At 72.5% G+C, this 16,520-nt stretch carries 12 protein-coding genes; 5 read left to right on the forward strand and 7 right to left on the reverse strand.

Annotated elements, in window-relative coordinates; genetic code table 11:
* Window positions 1–89: 89 nt before the first annotated feature.
* Window positions 90–986 carry a LysR family transcriptional regulator gene (locus ACOJUF_RS15745; protein ID WP_420122774.1) on the reverse strand — a complete coding sequence of 299 codons (897 nt, stop codon included), beginning with the start codon at window positions 984–986 and terminating at the stop codon, window positions 90–92.
* Between the two features lie 58 nt (window positions 987–1,044).
* On the opposite strand from ACOJUF_RS15745, the gene ACOJUF_RS15750 reads away from it, so the two are divergent.
* The 3 genes from ACOJUF_RS15750 to epsC are packed head-to-tail and all read left to right on the forward strand — an operon-like array spanning window position 1,045 to window position 3,323.
* Window positions 1,045–1,755, forward strand: coding sequence for a uracil-DNA glycosylase (locus ACOJUF_RS15750; RefSeq protein WP_420122775.1), 711 nt, complete (start codon window positions 1,045–1,047; stop codon window positions 1,753–1,755).
* 51 nt (window positions 1,756–1,806) lie between these two features.
* Window positions 1,807–2,739 (forward strand): cysteine synthase A, encoded by a 933-nt coding sequence (gene cysK / locus ACOJUF_RS15755; RefSeq protein ID WP_420122776.1) that lies wholly within the window; start codon window positions 1,807–1,809, stop codon window positions 2,737–2,739.
* Entirely contained in the window at window positions 2,739–3,323 is a 585-nt protein-coding gene (epsC, locus tag ACOJUF_RS15760; protein ID WP_420122777.1) for a serine O-acetyltransferase EpsC, read from the forward strand. Before cysK ends, epsC begins: the two co-directional genes overlap by 1 nt.
* Before the next feature lie 114 nt (window positions 3,324–3,437).
* On the opposite strand, the gene glpK (ACOJUF_RS15765) is transcribed toward epsC, so the two are convergent.
* The 4 genes from glpK (ACOJUF_RS15765) to glpX form a co-directional block, all read right to left on the reverse strand.
* The gene (gene glpK, locus ACOJUF_RS15765) at window positions 3,438–4,952 is read right to left on the reverse strand and encodes a glycerol kinase GlpK (RefSeq protein WP_420122778.1); all 1,515 of its coding nucleotides are present in this window, start codon (window positions 4,950–4,952) and stop codon (window positions 3,438–3,440) included.
* A 124-nt stretch (window positions 4,953–5,076) separates the two neighbouring features.
* Window positions 5,077–5,826 (reverse strand): MIP/aquaporin family protein, encoded by a 750-nt coding sequence (locus tag ACOJUF_RS15770; protein WP_420122779.1) that lies wholly within the window; start codon window positions 5,824–5,826, stop codon window positions 5,077–5,079.
* Window positions 5,827–5,996: 170 nt separating this feature from the next.
* The gene (locus ACOJUF_RS15775) at window positions 5,997–7,715 is read right to left on the reverse strand and encodes a glycerol-3-phosphate dehydrogenase/oxidase (RefSeq protein WP_420122780.1); all 1,719 of its coding nucleotides are present in this window, start codon (window positions 7,713–7,715) and stop codon (window positions 5,997–5,999) included.
* Between the two features lie 41 nt (window positions 7,716–7,756).
* On the reverse strand, window positions 7,757–8,776 hold the full coding sequence (glpX, locus tag ACOJUF_RS15780) for a class II fructose-bisphosphatase (protein WP_420122781.1): 1,020 nt from the start codon (window positions 8,774–8,776) through the stop codon (window positions 7,757–7,759).
* Between the two features lie 270 nt (window positions 8,777–9,046).
* On the opposite strand from glpX, the gene ACOJUF_RS15785 reads away from it, so the two are divergent.
* Together ACOJUF_RS15785 and glpK (ACOJUF_RS15790) are read left to right on the forward strand one after the other, a co-directional pair.
* The gene (locus tag ACOJUF_RS15785) at window positions 9,047–9,823 is read left to right on the forward strand and encodes an IclR family transcriptional regulator (RefSeq protein ID WP_420122782.1); all 777 of its coding nucleotides are present in this window, start codon (window positions 9,047–9,049) and stop codon (window positions 9,821–9,823) included.
* Window positions 9,824–10,025: 202 nt separating this feature from the next.
* Complete coding sequence (gene glpK, locus ACOJUF_RS15790; protein ID WP_420122783.1) at window positions 10,026–11,555, forward strand: glycerol kinase GlpK; 1,530 nt, start codon at window positions 10,026–10,028, stop codon at window positions 11,553–11,555.
* Window positions 11,556–11,584: 29 nt separating this feature from the next.
* Here glpK (ACOJUF_RS15790) and ACOJUF_RS15795 read toward each other — a convergent pair whose 3' ends face one another.
* Window positions 11,585–14,185, reverse strand: coding sequence for a putative bifunctional diguanylate cyclase/phosphodiesterase (locus ACOJUF_RS15795; RefSeq protein ID WP_420122784.1), 2,601 nt, complete (start codon window positions 14,183–14,185; stop codon window positions 11,585–11,587).
* 616 nt (window positions 14,186–14,801) lie between these two features.
* The coding region (locus ACOJUF_RS15800; RefSeq protein WP_420122785.1) for a WD40 repeat domain-containing protein at window positions 14,802–16,520 on the reverse strand (1,719 nt) is incomplete at its 5' end.

Consider the following 16,520-nt stretch of genomic DNA (forward strand, 5'->3'; position numbering starts at 1 on the left):
GGTCCCACGCGGCAGTCTGTCGCGTCCAACACTGAATCAGTCATACACTTTGACTGTCAGCTGCTTAATTCGGCCCACCACGCCGCCGGTCAGGCGGGGGTCGGCATGACCTCATCGGCCACCTCGAGCACCGCCCGCAGCACCGGCGACGGGTTGTCCGCGGCCCAGGCCAGGGCGTGGTCCAGGTGGATCGGCGGCCCGGTCAGCGGCACGAACACCGAGCCCGATGGCATCACGCGGGCGACCCCGTCGGAGATCAGCGATACCCCGACCCCGGCCGCGACCAGGGTGAGGATCATGAACGGGTCGGTGATCTCCTGCACCACCCGGGGGCGGAAGCCGGCGGTGATGCAGGCCCGCATGGCCGCCTCCCGCAGCCCGGAGCCGGAGGCCGCGGGGATGGTGATGAAGTCGTCGTCGGCCAGGTCGCGCAGGTCGATCGATTCGTCCCCGGCCCTGGGGTGGTCGGTCGGCAGCGCGACGCCCAGCGGTTCCCGGGCGATCAGCCGGCTACGGACCCGGGGGGACGGGTCGAGCGGCAGCGCGACGAAGGCCAGGTCCAGGGCGCCCCGTTCGATCTGCGCGACCCCGTCGCCGGTCAGGACGCCGGCGACCAGGTGCAGGGTGACCTGCGGGTACCGGCGGCGCACGGCCCGGGTCAGCGGCGGCAGCGTGCGGTGGTTCAGCGCCCCGGAGAAGCCGATGGTGACGGTGCCGTAGACCTCGCCGGAGACCGCCCGGGTGGCCTGCCGGCCGAGTTCGAGCTCCTCGAACACGCGGTGCGCGTGCGGCAGCAGGGCCGCTCCGGCCGGGGTGAGGGCCACGCTGCGGGTGCTCCGGTCGAACAGGGTGACCCCGAGGTCGCGTTCCAGCTTGCGGATGGTCTGGCTCAGCGGCGACTGGGCCAGGTGCAGGCGCGCGGCGGCCCGGCCGAAGTGCAGCTCCTCGGCCACGGCCACGAAGGCCTCGAGCTGTCTGATCTCCACCGGCCGCCTCCTCGTCCGGCTGCCATTGTGGTCGCCGGACGGGCCTACCATCGGCCGGGTGACCGGGGCGCGCACGCTGGCCGAGCTCGATCGGCAGATCGCCGGCTGCCGGGCCTGCCCGCGCCTCGTCGCCTGGCGCGAGGAGGTCGCCCGGACCCGGCGAGCCGCCTACCGCGACGAGACGTACTGGGGCCGGGCGGTGCCCGGGTTCGGGCCGGCCGACGCCCGGCTGCTGATCGTGGGGCTCGCACCGGCCGCGCACGGCGCCAACCGCACCGGCCGGATGTTCACCGGCGACCGCAGCGGGGACGTGCTGTACGCGGCGCTGCACCGGGCCGGGCTGGCCTCGCAGCCGTCGTCGACCCGGGCCGACGACGGCCTGACCCTGACCGACGTGCGGATCACCGCCCCGGTGCACTGCGCACCGCCGGCGAACCGGCCCACCCCCGAGGAGATCCGCACGTGCTCGTCCTACCTGCGGCGGGAACTGGCGCTGCTCGCCCCGACCGTCCGGGTCGCCGTGACCCTGGGCGCGATCGGCTGGACCGCGCTGCTGGGCGTGCTGGGCGCGGACGGCTGGCCGATCCCCCGGCCCCGGCCCGCGTTCGGCCACGGCTGCGAGCTGGCGCTGACCCACCCCGACGGGCGGGCGCTGACCCTGCTGGGCTGCTACCACGTGAGCCAGCAGAACACCTTCACCGGCCGGCTCACCCCGGCGATGGTGGACCAGGTACTGGCCCGAGCGCTGGACCTCGCCCGGGCGACGTAGGTTAAGACACGGCCGGGACCGGCCGAACGACGGTACGGGAAGGATCCGGACGTGAAGGTCTACGACGACGTCACGAAGCTGATCGGCAACACGCCCCTGGTGCGATTGAACCGACTGACCGAGGGCCTGGGCGCGACCGTCGTGGCCAAGCTCGAGTTCTACAACCCGGCCAGCTCGGTCAAGGACCGGATCGGCGTCGCCATCATCGACGCCGCGGAACGCTCCGGCGAGCTGCCGCCGGGCGGCACCATCGTCGAGGCGACCAGCGGCAACACCGGCATCGCACTGGCTTTCGTGGGTGCGGCGCGCGGGTACGACGTCGTCCTGACGATGCCCGAGACCATGTCGAAGGAGCGCCGGGCCCTGCTGCGCGCGTACGGCGCCGAGCTGATCCTGACCCCCGGCCCGCTGGGCATGAAGGGCGCGGTCGACAAGGCCGAGGAGATCGCCAAGGAGCGGCCCGGCGCCGTCCTGGCCCGGCAGTTCGCCAACCCGGCGAACCCCGAGATCCACCGCCGCACCACCGCCGTGGAGATCTGGGACGACACCGACGGCAGCGTCGACATCGTGGTGGCCGGCATCGGCACCGGTGGGACGATCACCGGCGTCGGCCAGGTCCTCAAGGACCGCAAGCCATCGGTCCGGATGGTCGGCGTCGAGCCGGCCGAGTCGCCGATCCTCAACGGCGGCGCCCCGGGCCCGCACAAGATCCAGGGCATCGGCGCCAACTTCGTCCCGGACATCCTGGACCGGACCGTCTACGACGAGATCATCGACGTGGACGCGGAGACCGCGGTGAAGGTGGCCCGGGCGGCCGCCACCGAGGAGGGCCTGCTGGTCGGCATCTCCTCCGGCGCCGCGATCCATGCCGCGCTCCAGCTGGCGGGCCGGCCGGAGAACGCCGGCCAGCTGATCGTCGTCATCGTGCCCTCGTTCGGCGAGCGCTACCTCTCGTCGGTGCTGTACGCCGACCTGATGGACTGATGGCCGCACTCCGGCGGGCCTGGGCCGTCGCCCTCGACGAGTTGCGGGCGGCCCGGCTGCGCGACCCGTCGGCCCGGTCCCTGGTCGAGATCGCCCTGGGCTACCCGGGTCTGCACGCGGTCTGGATCCACCGGGTGTCGCACCGGCTGTGGCAGCGGCCCGGCCTGCGGCTGCCGGCGCGCCTGCTGTCCCAGGCGTCCCGGTTCCTCACCGGCATCGAGATCCACCCCGGCGCCCGGCTGGGCCGGCGGCTGTTCATCGACCACGGCATGGGCGTGGTGATCGGCGAGACCGCCGAGGTCGGTGACGACGTGCTGCTGTTCCACGGGGTCACCCTGGGCGGGCGCACGATGCGCAAGGGCAAGCGGCACCCCACCCTGGGCGACCATGTCGTCGTGGGGGCCGGCGCCAAGATCTTGGGCCCCGTGTCCATCGGCGCGCGCGCCCAGATCGGCGCGAACGCCGTGGTCATCTCGGACGTTCCGGCCGACCATCTGGCGGTGGGCATCCCGGTGCGGATCCGCCCCCTCCCCGGGTCGGCGCAGGACGGCGCCGAGTTCGACGACCCCGCCATCTACATCTGAGCGTCCGATCCGGCCCACGAGGCCGGCCACCGCCCCCGCGCTGATCCACGTCCCCCGGCCGGCCCGATTCGCCGGGCTCGACGGGACGTGGATCAGCGCACCGGGGCGCGCAGATCAGGCGGTGTCCTCGTCCACCCAGTCCAGCGTCTTGGTGACCGCCTTCTTCCACTGCCGGTACAGCCGGTCGCGCTCGGCGCCGTCCATCTCCGGGTCCCAGCGCTTGTCCTGCGCCCAGTTGTTGCGGATGTCGTCCTCGGAGTTCCAGAACCCGACGGCCAGGCCGGCGGCGTAGGCGGCCCCCAGCGCGGTGGTCTCGGCGACGACCGGCCGGATGACCGGGACGTCCAGGATGTCGGCCTGGAACTGCATGAGGGTGTCGTTGGCGACCATGCCGCCGTCGACCTTGAGCGCCTTGAGCTCGACGCCGGAGTCGGCGTTCATCGCGTCCAGGACCTCCTTGGTCTGGTACGCGTTGGCCTCCAGGACCGCCCGGGCGATGTGCGTCTTGTTGACGTACCGGGTCAGGCCGACGATCGCACCGCGGGCGTCCGAGCGCCAGTACGGGGCGAACAGCCCCGAGAACGCGGGCACGAAATAGCAGCCGCCGTTGTCGGGGGCGGCCAGTTCCTCGATCTCCGGCGCGGAGCTGATCAGCCCGAGGTTGTCGCGCAACCACTGCAACAGCGAGCCGGCGATGGCGATGGAGCCCTCCAGCGCGTACACGGTCGGCTGGTCGCCGATCTTGTAACAGACCGTCGTGAGCAGCCCGTTCTTGGACGGCACCTTCTCGGTCCCGGTGTTCATCAGCATGAAACAGCCGGTGCCGTAGGTGTTCTTGGCCTCGCCCGGGGACAGGCAGGCCTGGCCGAAGGTGGCCGCCTGCTGGTCGCCCAGGATGCCCGCGATCGGCACCCCGGCGAACGAGCCCTTCTCACGGCCCTGGCCGTAGACCTCGGACGAGGAGCGGATCTCGGGCAGCATGGACATCGGGATGCCCATCTCCTGCGCGATCCCGGCGTCCCAGGACAGGGTGTCCAGGTCCATCAGCATGGTGCGGGAGGCGTTCGTCGGGTCGGTGACGTGCAGGCCGCCGTTGACGCCGCCGGTCATGTTCCACAGGGTCCAGGTGTCCATGTTGCCGAACAGCAGGTCGCCGGCCTCGGCCTTGGCCCTGGCCCCCTCGACGTTGTCCAGGATCCAGCGGACCTTCGGCCCGGAGAAGTAGGTGGCCAGCGGCAGGCCGACCTTCGCCTTGTACCGCTCGGCGCCCCCGCCGAGGGCGCCGAGCTCCTGACAGATCGCGTCGGTGCGGGTGTCCTGCCAGACGATGGCGTTGTAGACCGGCTCGCCCGTCGTGCGGTCCCAGACCAGCGCCGTCTCGCGCTGGTTGGTGATGCCGACCGCGGCGATGTCGCTCTCGTTGAGATCGGCCTTGGCCAGGGCGTCGGCCGCGACCAGCCGGGTGTTGTGCCAGACCTCGGTCGGGTTGTGCTCGACCCAGCCGGCCCGCGGGAAGATCTGTTCGTGCTCCCGCTGGTCGACCGAGACGACCCGGCCCTCGCGGTTGAACACCATGCACCGGACCGAGGTCGTGCCGGAATCGATGGCGGCGACGTACTTCTCACTCATGCGCTGCTACTTCCCTCTCGTTGCTTCGACGGTGAAGCGATGACCACTTGGTAGGGCACACGGTCGGGGCGCCCGGCCCGGGGTCGAGCCGGACGCCCCGCCGATCACATGGTGCGGACCGGCGTCAGGACACACCCGGGAAGATGCCCGGGCCGCCCAGCGCCAGGAACAGCAACGCGCCGAGCGCGCCACCGATGAACGGGCCGACGATCGGGACCCAGGAGTAGCCCCAGTCGGACGACCCCTTGCCCTTGATGGGCAGGATCGCGTGCGCGATGCGCGGCCCGAGGTCACGGGCCGGGTTGATCGCGTACCCGGTCGGGCCACCGAGCGAGGCACCGATGCCGACGACCAGCAGGGCGACGAACAGCGGCCCCAGGCCGGACGGCGTGCCGCCCGAGATGAGGATGACGAACACCAGGACGAAGGTGCCGACGACCTCGGTGAGGGTGTTCCACCCGTAGTTGCGGATCGCCGGGCCGGTGGAGAACACGCCGAGCTTCTTGCCCGGATCCTCCTCGGCGTCGAAGTGCTGCTTGAACGCCAGCCAGGCGACGATCGCGCCGACGAAGGCGCCGGTGAGCTCGGCGGCGAAGTAGATCGGCACCTCCGACCACGGGATGCCGCCGTTGTCCGGGCCGGTGATCGCCAGCGCCAGGGTCACGGCGGGGTTCAGGTGGGCGCCGCTGCGGAACGCCACGTAGACGCCCGCGAACACGGCCAGGCCCCACCCGAAGTTGATCAGCAGCCAGCCCCCGCCCTCACCCTTGCTGCCCTTGAGGATTGCGGTGGCGACCACCCCGCAACCCAGGAGCAACAGCATCGCCGTGCCGGTGAACTCGGAGATGAAGATCTGTCCAGTCGTGGGATGCAATGCGGCCTCCTTGCCGATCGAGCCGCCGGCGCAACCGCTGCGCGGCGGGAAAAAGCATGATCACCAAGCGATCAGAACGGAACGTACGCCCCTGCCGAGGGCAGGGAGCCCCATACTTTTCAGCTGTGATCAGTTTGTGACGATTTGTTCTCGATTCGACATCAATGGGGTCATCCGGCGCCGACGCGCACGTCCGGCGCGCCGAGCCGGGCGGCGTCCGCGGTGCGGTCGTCGAGCTGGGTCTGCGACTCCCGTTCGGCGGTCACCCGCGCGTGGTAGTGCTCGACCTCCCGATCGACGGTGGCCGCGTCCCAGCCCAGCAGCGGGGCGACCAGCTCGGCCACCTCGCGGGCGGCCCCGTCACCGCGGTCCCAGGTGTCGATGGAGATCCGGGTCCGCCGGGCCAGGATGTCGTCCAGATGCAGCGCGCCCTCATGCGAGACCGCGTACACCGCCTCCGCTTTCAGGTACTTGGGGGCGGCGGCGAGCGGCTGGCCGAGCGTGGCGTCCTCATCGATGATGGCCAGCAGGTCGCTGATCGCGCTGCCGTACCGGCCGAGCAGGTGCTCGACGCGGGGCCCGTCCAGGCCGGTCCGCTCGGCGATCCGGGCCCGGGTGTTCCACAGGGCCTGGTAACCGTCCGCGCCGATCAGGGGAACCCGTTCGGTGCACGACTTCTCGATCGTGCCGGGCAGCTGCTTGACGGCCAGGTCGACGGCATCCTTGGCCATCACCCGGTAGGTCGTGTACTTCCCGCCGGCGATGATGACCAGGCCGGGCACCGGCGAGACGCACGCGTGTTCGCGGGAGAGCTTGCTGGTCTGGTCCGACTCGCCGGCCAGCAGCGGCCGCAGGCCGGCGTAGACGCCGACGACATCCTCGCGGGTGAGCGGCTTCTCCAGCAGCGCGTTCGCGTGCTCGAGGATGTAGTCGATGTCCGACGCGCTGGCCGCCGGGTGCGCCCGGTCCAGGTCCCACGGCGTGTCGGTGGTCCCGATCACCCAGAAGTCCTCGCTCCACGGGCACGGAATGATGAACAGCAGGCTCTTCTCGGTCTCGGTGATGAGCCCGGTCTTGGACTTGATCCGGTCGCGGGGAACGACGATGTGCACGCCCTTGGACGCCTGGACGCGGAAGCCGCCCTTGCCGCCGATCATCTGCTGGATGTCGTCGGTCCAGACGCCGGTGGCGTTGATCACCGTCTTGGCCCGGACCTGGATGTCGCGGCCGGTCTCCAGGTCGCGCACGGTCGCGCCGACCACGCGCTCGCCCTGCCGGGTCACGTCGATCACCCGCGCGCTGGTGGCCACCATCGCGCCGTAGGCGGCGGCGGTCCGGGCGATCATCATGGTGTGGCGGGCGTCGTCGAGCTGGCCCTCGTAGAACTTGATGGCGCCCTGGATGTGCCCCTTCTTGCCGTCCGGGAACAGCTCGAGGGTCTTGCGCTTGCTCAGGTGCTTGTGATGCGACGGCACGCCCTTGCCCGCACCGAGCACGTCGTAGACCCCGATGCCCAGACCGACGTAGCCGCGGTCGATGCCCTTGCGCTCCAGGGGGTAGATGAACTCGACCGGGCGGGCCAGGTGCGGGCAGAGGGTGTCCAGGATGAGCGACCGCTCGCGCAGGGCCTCGAACACCAGCGAGAAGTTCAACTGCTTGAGGTACCGCAGGCCACCGTGGACCAGCTTCGACGACCGGCTCGACGTGCCCGCGGCCAGGTCGCGGGCCTCGACCAGGGCGACCGACAGGCCGCGACTGGCCGCGTCGAGCGCGGCGCCGGCGCCGACGACGCCGGCGCCGATCACCAGGACGTCCACCTCACCGGTGGCCATGTCCTGCAGAGCCTTGGCCCGGGTGGCCGGACTGAGTGCAGACGGCTGCACGCCCATATGTGCTGTTCTCCTTTGAATCAGCCCCGGGCCGAGCGCTCTCAGCTGAGCGTCGGTACCAGGGTCGAACGTTCGGGATCGTGGAAGGTCTGGATGAAGCGGATGGTGCCGGACCGGGCGCGCATCGACAGCGAGGTCGTGCTGATGCGCTCCGAGCCGTACCGGACGCCCTTGAGCAGGGCCCCGTCGGTCACGCCGGTCGCGGCGAAGAAGATGTCCTCGCCGCCGCAGAGCTCGTTCGTGGTCAGGATGCGGCTCAGGTCGTAGCCCTGCTCGATCGCCGCGGCCCGCTCCTCGTCGTTGCGCGGGTGCAGGCGGCCGAAGATGGCTCCGCCCAGGCAGCGCAGGGCCGCCGCGGCGATGACGCCTTCCGGCGTGCCGCCGATGCCGAACAGCAGATCGACACCGGCATCGATGGTGTCCTCGGACGCGGCCATGATCGCGCCGGCGACGTCGCCGTCGGGCAGGAACTTGATCATGGCGCCGACCTCGCGGATCGAGGCGACCAGCCCCTCGTGCCGCGGCCTGTCGAGCACGGCCACCGTCAGGTCGTCGGTCTTGCGGCCGAGGGCCTTGCCGACCGCCGCGATGATCTCGCCGACCGGAGCCTCGGGGTCGACCGCGTCGGCGGCCGCCGGCGGCACCACGAGCTTGCGCATGTAGAAGCAGGGACCCGGGTCGAACATCTTGCCGCGCTCGGCCAGCGCCACCACGGACAGGCCGTCGGGCAGCGCCTTGGCCACCAGGGTGGTCCCGTCCACCGGGTCGACGGCGATGTCGACCTCGGGTCCGGTGCCGTCACCGACCTGCTCGCCGTTGAACAGCATGGGCGCCTCGTCCTTCTCGCCCTCGCCGATCACCACGACACCGCGCATGGCCACGGTGCCCAGCACCGGTCGCATCGCGTCCACCGCGGCCGCGTCGACCTGGTTCTTGTCCCCTCGCCCCAGGTACCGGCCGGAGGCCATCGCGGCCGCCTCGGTGGCCCGGACGAGCTCGACCGCAAGGTTGCGGTCGGGTTCGCGCTTGCGACCGGACGGGCGGGGCTGGGTGCTGGTCATGAAGGAGTCCTCACTCGAAGGGCGAACGGGGCCGGGAAGACCGCCGATCCAGGACCGGCGGCCACCGCGCACAACGCTGGCACGGAACGCGACCGCGAGCACGTCGAGCGGGCCGCGACGATCCGCACTCCCACCGCCTCCTCGCCGTCCGCCTCATCATGGCCCAGTGCCCTTTCGCTCGCGACCGTATCCGGGGGCCGCGCGGCCGGACAATGAGTGGCGTTCGACATAGCTGAACGGTGGGCTCACGTCCGGGAGTAGGGTGCGGGCATGCCGGGCAACGTCCAGTCCGTCGAACGCGCGGCGGCCATCCTGCGCCTGCTGGCCGACGAGGACGAGCCCCAGGCGCTGGCCCAGGTCGCCTCGGCGCTGGGTCTGGCCAAACCCACCGCGCACGGCATCCTGCGCACGCTGGAGGACGTCGGGTTCGTCGAGCAGGACGTGCCCAACGGGCCCTACCGGGTGGCGGCCGACCTGTTCCACCTCGGCCGGGGCGAGAAGCTCGACCCCAACGAACTGCGCTCGCTGGCGATGAACTGGACGGACACCCTGGCCGCCCGCACCGGCGAGTCCGCCCGGGTGGCCACGTTCCACCGGGGCCGGGCCGAGGTCGCCCACCATGTCTTCCGCGCCGACGGCGGGACCCAGGTGCTGATGACCGGCTCGATCGTGCCGCTGCACGCCAGCGCCCTGGGCAAGGTGCTGCTGGCCTTCTACCCGGGCGCCGCCCGCAGCATCCTGCGGACCGACCTGCCGGCGCTGACCGGCCGCACCATCACCGACCGGGTCACGCTGCAGAAGGAGCTGGCCGGCATCCGCGACGTGGGCTGGGCCGGGTCCGTCGGCGAGGTCGACCCGACGGTCGCCGGTATCGCCGCGCCGATCCGGGACCGGGGTGGCTACGTAGTCGCGGTCGTCGGCATCGAGGGGGCCACCGAGCGGGTCTGCGACGACCGGCTGCGGCCCCGCACCGCGCTGGTCAACCACGTCGTGCGCGCGGGCCGGGCCATCTCGCGCGAGCTCGGGCACGGGCGGGCCGCGCGATGAGGGTTGTGTCCGCCCGCCGGGCCCGCTCCGGTTCGCTGATCAAAGCCGCGCCGGGATCGGGCAAACCGGACAGCGCCCGCGGGTTTGATCAGCCAAGCCCGACGCCGCTGCACCCTGGGCTGATCAAAGCCGCGCCGAGATCGGGCAAACCGGACAGCGCCCGCGGGTTTGATCAGCGAACCGCGGAACGCCGGGGGTGCCGGTGACGAGCCCGCCGCGGCTGGTGGCGGCGCTGGACCAGGGCACCACGTCGACCCGGTGCATGTTGTTCGACCGGCAGGGCCGCATGGTCTCGATCGCCCAACGTGAGCACCAGCAGTACTACCCGCACCCGGGCTGGGTGGAGCACGACGCCGCCGAGATCTGGTCCATCGTCCGCCGCATCCTGCCGCAGGCGATCGAGGACGCCGGGGTGGGTCCGGCCCAGGTGGTCGCGCTGGGCGTGACCAACCAGCGCGAGACCTCGGTGCTGTGGAACCGGCGCACCGGCGTTCCGGTGGGCCGGGCGATCGTGTGGCAGGACACCCGCACCACCGACGTGCTGGCGCGGTTCGCCGACCGGATCGGCGCGGCCGCCATCGGAGACCGGACCGGGCTGCCGATGGCGAACTACTTCTCGGCGGCCAAGCTGCGCTGGATGCTCGACCGCGATCCCGCGGTGGCCGATGCCGCGGCCGCCGGCGACCTGCTGTTCGGCACGATGGACAGTTGGATCACCTGGAACCTGTCCGGGGGCCCCGGCAGCGCCGGCCGCTCTCCGGGCGCGCACGTCACCGACGTCACCAACGCCAGCCGCACGATGCTGATGGATCTGGACACCCTGGACTGGGACGACGGGCTGCTGGCGGCCATGGAGATCCCCCGGGCCGTGCTGCCGGCGATCCGGCCCAGCATCGGCACCGTCGCCACGACGGTGGACCCGGTGCCGGGCATCCCGATCGGCGCCCTGATCGGCGATCAGCAGGCGTCCCTGTTCGGGCAGACCGCCTTCGACGCCGGCGAGGCCAAGTGCACCTTCGGCACCGGCAGCTTCCTGCTGCTCAACACCGGCCGGGAGGCGGTCCGGTCGACCCACGGGCTGATCACCACGGTCGCCCACAAGGTCGAGGGGGAGCCCGCGGTCTACGCGCTGGAGGGGTCGGTCGCGCAGGCCGGGGGGTTGGTGCAGTGGTGCCGGGACAATCTGGGGCTCATCCGGTCGCCGGCGGAGATCGAGACGCTGGCCCGGTCGGTCCCGGACAACGGGGGGTGTTACCTGGTCCCCGCCTTCTCCGGGCTGTTCGCGCCGTACTGGGACAACGACGCCCAGGGCGTGCTGGTCGGCATGACGTCGTACGTCCGCAAGGGACACATCGCCCGGGCGGTGCTGGAGGCGACCGCCTGGCAGACCCACGACGTGGTCGACGCGATGAACGCCGACGCCGGGGTCGCGGCCCGGTCCCTGGCCGTGGACGGCGGCATGACCAGTGACAACCTGCTGATGCAGACGATCGCCGACGTGCTGGACATCCCCGTGGTGCGGCCGATGATGGCCGAGACGGTGGCCCTGGGCGCGGCCTACGCGGCCGGCCTGGCGACCGGCTACTGGTCCGACCGGCAGGTGCTGCGCGGCTTCTGGCGCAAGGCCGGCGAGTGGCGGCCGTCGATGCCGGCGAACCGGCGGGCGGCCGAGCTGGCCCGGTGGCGGCACGCGGTCGCGGTGGCGCAGATGTGGGGCCGGCGGCCGGCCTGATCCGGCCCGTTCTGTTCACCGACGCGGGGTCAGCGCCCCGAGGCGGTGGCGGCGCGGTGCTCGAGCGGCGCGCCGAGATCGGATTCGGTCAGCTCGACGATCCCGGCCCGACCGGCCGGTCCGTCGTCGTCCGGAGCCGGCGGTGGACCGACCGGCCCGGCGGCCGGCCCGCTGCCCGGCCCGCTGCCCGGCCCGCTGCCCGGCCGGGTGTCCGGCCCGCCCACCGGCCCGGCTACCGGTGCGCCGGACGGCCGGGCGGCCGGGTCGCCGATGAACCCGGTGGTGAGCAGGGTGTCGAACTCGTCGGCCGGCGCGGGCCGGGCATACAGGAACCCCTGCACGAACGGGCAGCCGAGTTCGCGGAGCACGGCCGCCTGCTCCGGCAGCTCGACGCCCTCGGCGGTGACGGCGAGGTCCAGGTCGCGGCCGAGCACCAGCAGGGCCCGGAGGAACTGGGCCGCCGACGGATCGGTGTGGATGTTCGCCACGAACGCGATGTCGATCTTCACCGCCTGCAGGGTGATCTGGCGCAGGCTCAGCAGGGAGGAATAGCCGGTGCCGAAGTCGTCCAGCCACAGCTGCACCCCGGTCCGGCGCAGCTGGTCGGCGACCGCCCGCGCGACCGCGAGTTCCCCGAGTAGGGCGTCCTCGGTGATCTCCAGGACCAGCCGGTCGGCCGCCAGGTGATGCCGCAGCAGGGTGGCCGCGATGCGGTGGGGGAAGTCGCGGTCGGTCATCAGACCGGGTGGGACGTTGACCCCCACCCGCAGGTCGGTCCGGCCGAGCCGGGCCGACCACTCGGCGAGCTGGGCGCACGCCCGGTCGACCATCAGGTCGGTCAGCGCCGGCAGCAGCTTGAGCCGGCCGGCCAGCTTGATGAAGTAGTCCTGCCGCACCGGCTGGCCGTCGACCTGCCAGCGGGCCAGGGCCTCCATGCACTGCACCCGCCCGGAGGTCAGGTCCAGGATCGGCTGGTAGACGCAGTCGATCGCGCCGGTGCGGATCGCCTCGATCAGCAGCGGCCGGTAGCGCAGGTCGGCCGCCTCGGGCAGCACCATCGACGGTTCGTACAGCGCCAGCTGGCCCTTGCCCGCCCGCTTGGCCGAGTACATGGCGATGTCGGCCCGGGAGAACAGCTCGTCCAGGCTCGGCGTCGTCTGATCGGCCGTGACCTCGGCGATCCCGATGCTGGCACCGATCGACAGCTGCTCCTTGCCCAGGGTGAACGGGGCCCGCAGCGACTCGCCGAGCCGGGCGCCCAGGTCGACGCCGTCGGTGTCCTCGCCCTCGGCCAGTACGGCGAACTCGTCGCCGCCGAACCGGGCGACGGTGTCGCTGGACCGGATCGCCCCGCGCAACCGTTCGGCGACCCGGATCACCAGCTGGTCGCCGACCGGGTGGCCCAGGGTGTCGTTGACCGCCTTGAAGTCGTCGAGGTCGACGAACATCAGCGCCAGGGGCCGCAGGCTGCGCCGGTGCTGCTCGAGCGCGTGGGTCGCCCGGTCGATGAACAGGGCGCGGTTGGGCAGCCCGGTCAGGATGTCCTGGAACGCCTGCCGGGCCAGTTCGCTCTCCCGTTTGCGCAGGTCGCGGGTCAGCTCGGCGTTGTCCCGGATGGTCAGGTACTGGCGGGCCAGCACCCCGAGGAACACCAGCGTCAGCATCGTGCCGCTCACCCGGTCGAACGTCCCGCTGAGCCGGTTGAGCCCGACGACCACGATCGCGATGACGAGCGGGATGTAGGGCAGGACGCTGACCGGCCGCAGTTCGAGCGGCTGCGCCTGGCCGGCGGTGCGTGGGGCCATCCCCTCGGCCGGATCCGGGCTGGCCAGGGCGGCACAGCCGATCAGACCGAAGCCGGCGATCCAGCCCAGCGCGATCGCCGAGCCGGAGGAGAAGGATTCGGAGGCCTGCAGGTAGACGTAGAAGCCGTCCGAGACGGTGATCAGCCCCATGGCCAGGGCGAGCGCGGTCAGGCTCGACCGCCGCCCGGTGCGCCGGGAGACGTTGAGGATCACCATGGTCAGCACCACGATGTCCAGGCACGGGTAGGCCAGGTTGACCACGAGGGTCAGCAGCTCGGTGCCGCCGGCGGCGCTGGCGATCTGGCTGATGGACGCCGTCCAGCTGATCACGAACAGCGACATGCCGATGATGCAGCCGTCGAGCACGGTGCGCAGCCGATCGGTCTGCTGCCCCTGGGTCGGGGCGACCGCGAGCACCATGAAGGCGGCGAAGACCAGGAAGAACAGGTCGGCCGGCGACACGTCCGACATCGGCCGGCCGAGGACCAGCTCGACGTAGCACCAGTAGGTCTGGCCGACGGCCCAGGAGCCGCAGCCGACCGCCACCAGGATCCAGATCCGCCGGTATGGCGGCCGGTGCCGGGGCACGACGATCGCGGCGGCGACGGTGGCCATCCAGGCCGCGGCCAGCTGGGCGAGGTTGTAGATGGTGGACGACAGGCTCGAGTCCGAGCCGGTGGCCAGGTTGGCCGTCAGGCAGGCGGTCAGCAGCGCCAGGGTGGCCAGCCCGGCCAGGTAGACCGACGGCCGCCGCCACAGTGTCAGGGCCCGGTGCTCGGGCTCGCCCGCCCGGAGGTCCGTGAACTGGGTGTCGATCGCGATCACCGGCCCCCCGGGAAAAGGCGCGGCACGCGACGCGGTGCCGCCCGCTGAGCGTGCAAGTCACGCCACTGTCGCTCAGCCGGACGGTCCTGCCCAGACATCCCGGCCGCGATCCCCCGGCCGGGTCGACCAGTTCAGCCTCGCGGGGTGCTGATGACGGTCAGTCACCGTCGTGACCCGAGGGTGACCGACCAGACCCGATCGCCCCGGGCCGACATGAGAACGGGCCCACTCCCGCAGGAGGGGCCCGGTGGTGCCGTCGGGAGGAATCGAACCTCCCGCATCGCCCAAGCTCGACTGCCGCACGCGTGACGCGCACCGTCTGCCGGTGAAACCACCTTCGCATCCAGGGCCGGCCACTGACAAAGACGCCTGAGCGGCGTCCGAGATTCCTTCCAGCGGCCGGAATCGGTGCGATCGTGGTCACACCACGCCGGCTCGGCCCCTCGCCGCCGCCCCTCGCCGCCGCCCCTCACCGCCGCCGCTCGTGGACACCCGGGGCCGGTTGCCCGGCCCCGCGCGCCGCCCCCTCGTGCACCCTCGTTCTCATCTCAACCGGTCCGGACGAATCGGACAACCCGGGTTTCTCCGGGTTGACACGACCGCCGGGGCCGGGGCGCTACCGGCAGGGCGGGTCGTACGGCCGGCCCGGCAGGTAGACCTGCCACTCCTGCTCGGTCAGCGGAGTCCCGACCGTCGCGCAGATCCGGTCCCGGGCGGCTGCCGGGTCGGTGAGCCACTGGTGGACCCAGCGGTCCGACCCGCCGGCGGCGATGGTGGCCCCGGACGGGTCGAACTCCGCGACGAACTGCGCCGCGGCGGCCGGCCCGAGCGTCGCGTAGGGGACGGGCCGGGCCGGGTCCCCGACGTCCCACAGCCAGACGTTCCGATCGGTGCTGGCCGCGGCGAGCAGCCGGCCGTCCGGGCTGTAGTCCAGCCAGTACACGTCGTTGCCCGGGCCGCTGATCGCCGTCCCGATCTCCACCGGGTTCGCCGGGTCGACGATGTCCCACCGCCTGACCTCCCGGTCCGCCCCGGCGACGGCCAACTGCCGCCCGTCCGGCGAGATGGTGACGGCGAACGAGTAGCTCTGACCGGCCTTGATCGTGCTCGCGACGGCCGGCCGGGTGGGATCGTCCAGGGTCCAGACGTGGACCTCACCGGCGGTGGTGGCGGCGGCCAGCACCCGATCCCCGGCGCCGAACGTCACCGAGTACACCGGGCCGCCCAGCTCGGACATCGTGGCCTCGGGCGCCGGATTCGCCGGGTCGGCGACGTTCCAGAGCCAGACCGAGGCATCGTCCGCGGCGATGGCCAACCGGGTGCCGTCGCCACTGAACACGACCTGCTGGACGATGCCGGCCGGACCCGTCAGGGGCGCCCCGAGCGGACGGGGGCGGGCGGGGTCGGCGATGTCCCACAGCTGCACCCGGCCGTCGGTCAGGGTGGCCGCCATGACCGCACCGTTCGGGGCGATCGCGACACCACCCCCGTAGCGCTGGGCCGGGTCGGGCGGGGTGGCGGTCGCCGCTTCCGTCGGACCGCCGCCGCCGACCACGTCCCACAGGGAGACGCCGGAGGCCGCCGGGCCCGCGGCCACCGCCAGGTCCCGCCCGTCCGGCCGCCAGGCCACGCTGAACACGCTGTCGGGGAACATGCCGATCGCGGTTCCGGAGACCGGCCAGAGCCGGGTCGTCCCGTCGGCCGCCGACGAGGCCAGACGGGACCCGTCGGCCGAGAGCGCGAGCCCGGTGATCGGGGCGGGGTGGCCCAGCTGGCTGTCCTGGGTCCAGCCGGCCGTCCGCCAGACCCGGACCATGCCGTCGGCCCCGCCGGCGGCCAGGGTCGACCCGTCCGCGCTGAACGCCACGACGTTGGCGATGCTGCTGAACGGCGTCAGGGTGGTCTCGACGGCGACCGGGGCCGCCGGATCGGCGACGTTCCAGACCGTGACGGCCCCGTCCCGCCGGCCCACGACCAGGGTGCGGCCGTCCGGGCTGAAGGCCGAGGACGTGGCGCGGGGACCGGGCACCGTCGCCACCGGGCTCGGGTCGCCGGGGCCGGCCAGCGACCACAGCTGCACGGCGGTGTCCCGCCCACCGACCGCCAGCAGCGTGCCGTCGGGGGACAGCGCCATCGTGTTCACCAGGTCCATGGTCGGCAGGCCGGGCAGCTCGACCGGCCGCGCCGGGTCGCCCACGGACCAGCGCGCGAGGGTGCCGCCCTCGCCGCCCGCCAGCAGGGTCCGGCCGTCGGGGGTGAACACGACCCCAAAGACCCCGCTCGGGAACCGGGCGATGGGCTCGCCGATCCGGGCCGGCCGGGCCGGATCGGCGAC

This window comes from Nakamurella sp. (assembly GCF_048594475.1).
GTDB lineage: Bacteria > Actinomycetota > Actinomycetes > Mycobacteriales > Nakamurellaceae > Nakamurella.

What these genes read in the sequence shown, in the direction of transcription:
- ACOJUF_RS15785 (WP_420122782.1), top strand. Translation starts at nt 9,047, where the DNA reads ATGCCGGGCAACGTCCAGTCCGTCGAACGCGCGGCGGCCATCCTGCGC.
- epsC (WP_420122777.1), top strand. Translation starts at nt 2,739, where the DNA reads ATGGCCGCACTCCGGCGGGCCTGGGCCGTCGCCCTCGACGAGTTGCGG.
- glpX (WP_420122781.1), bottom strand. Translation starts at nt 8,776, where the DNA reads ATGACCAGCACCCAGCCCCGCCCGTCCGGTCGCAAGCGCGAACCCGAC.
- glpK (WP_420122778.1), bottom strand. Translation starts at nt 4,952, where the DNA reads ATGAGTGAGAAGTACGTCGCCGCCATCGATTCCGGCACGACCTCGGTC.
- ACOJUF_RS15775 (WP_420122780.1), bottom strand. Translation starts at nt 7,715, where the DNA reads ATGGGCGTGCAGCCGTCTGCACTCAGTCCGGCCACCCGGGCCAAGGCT.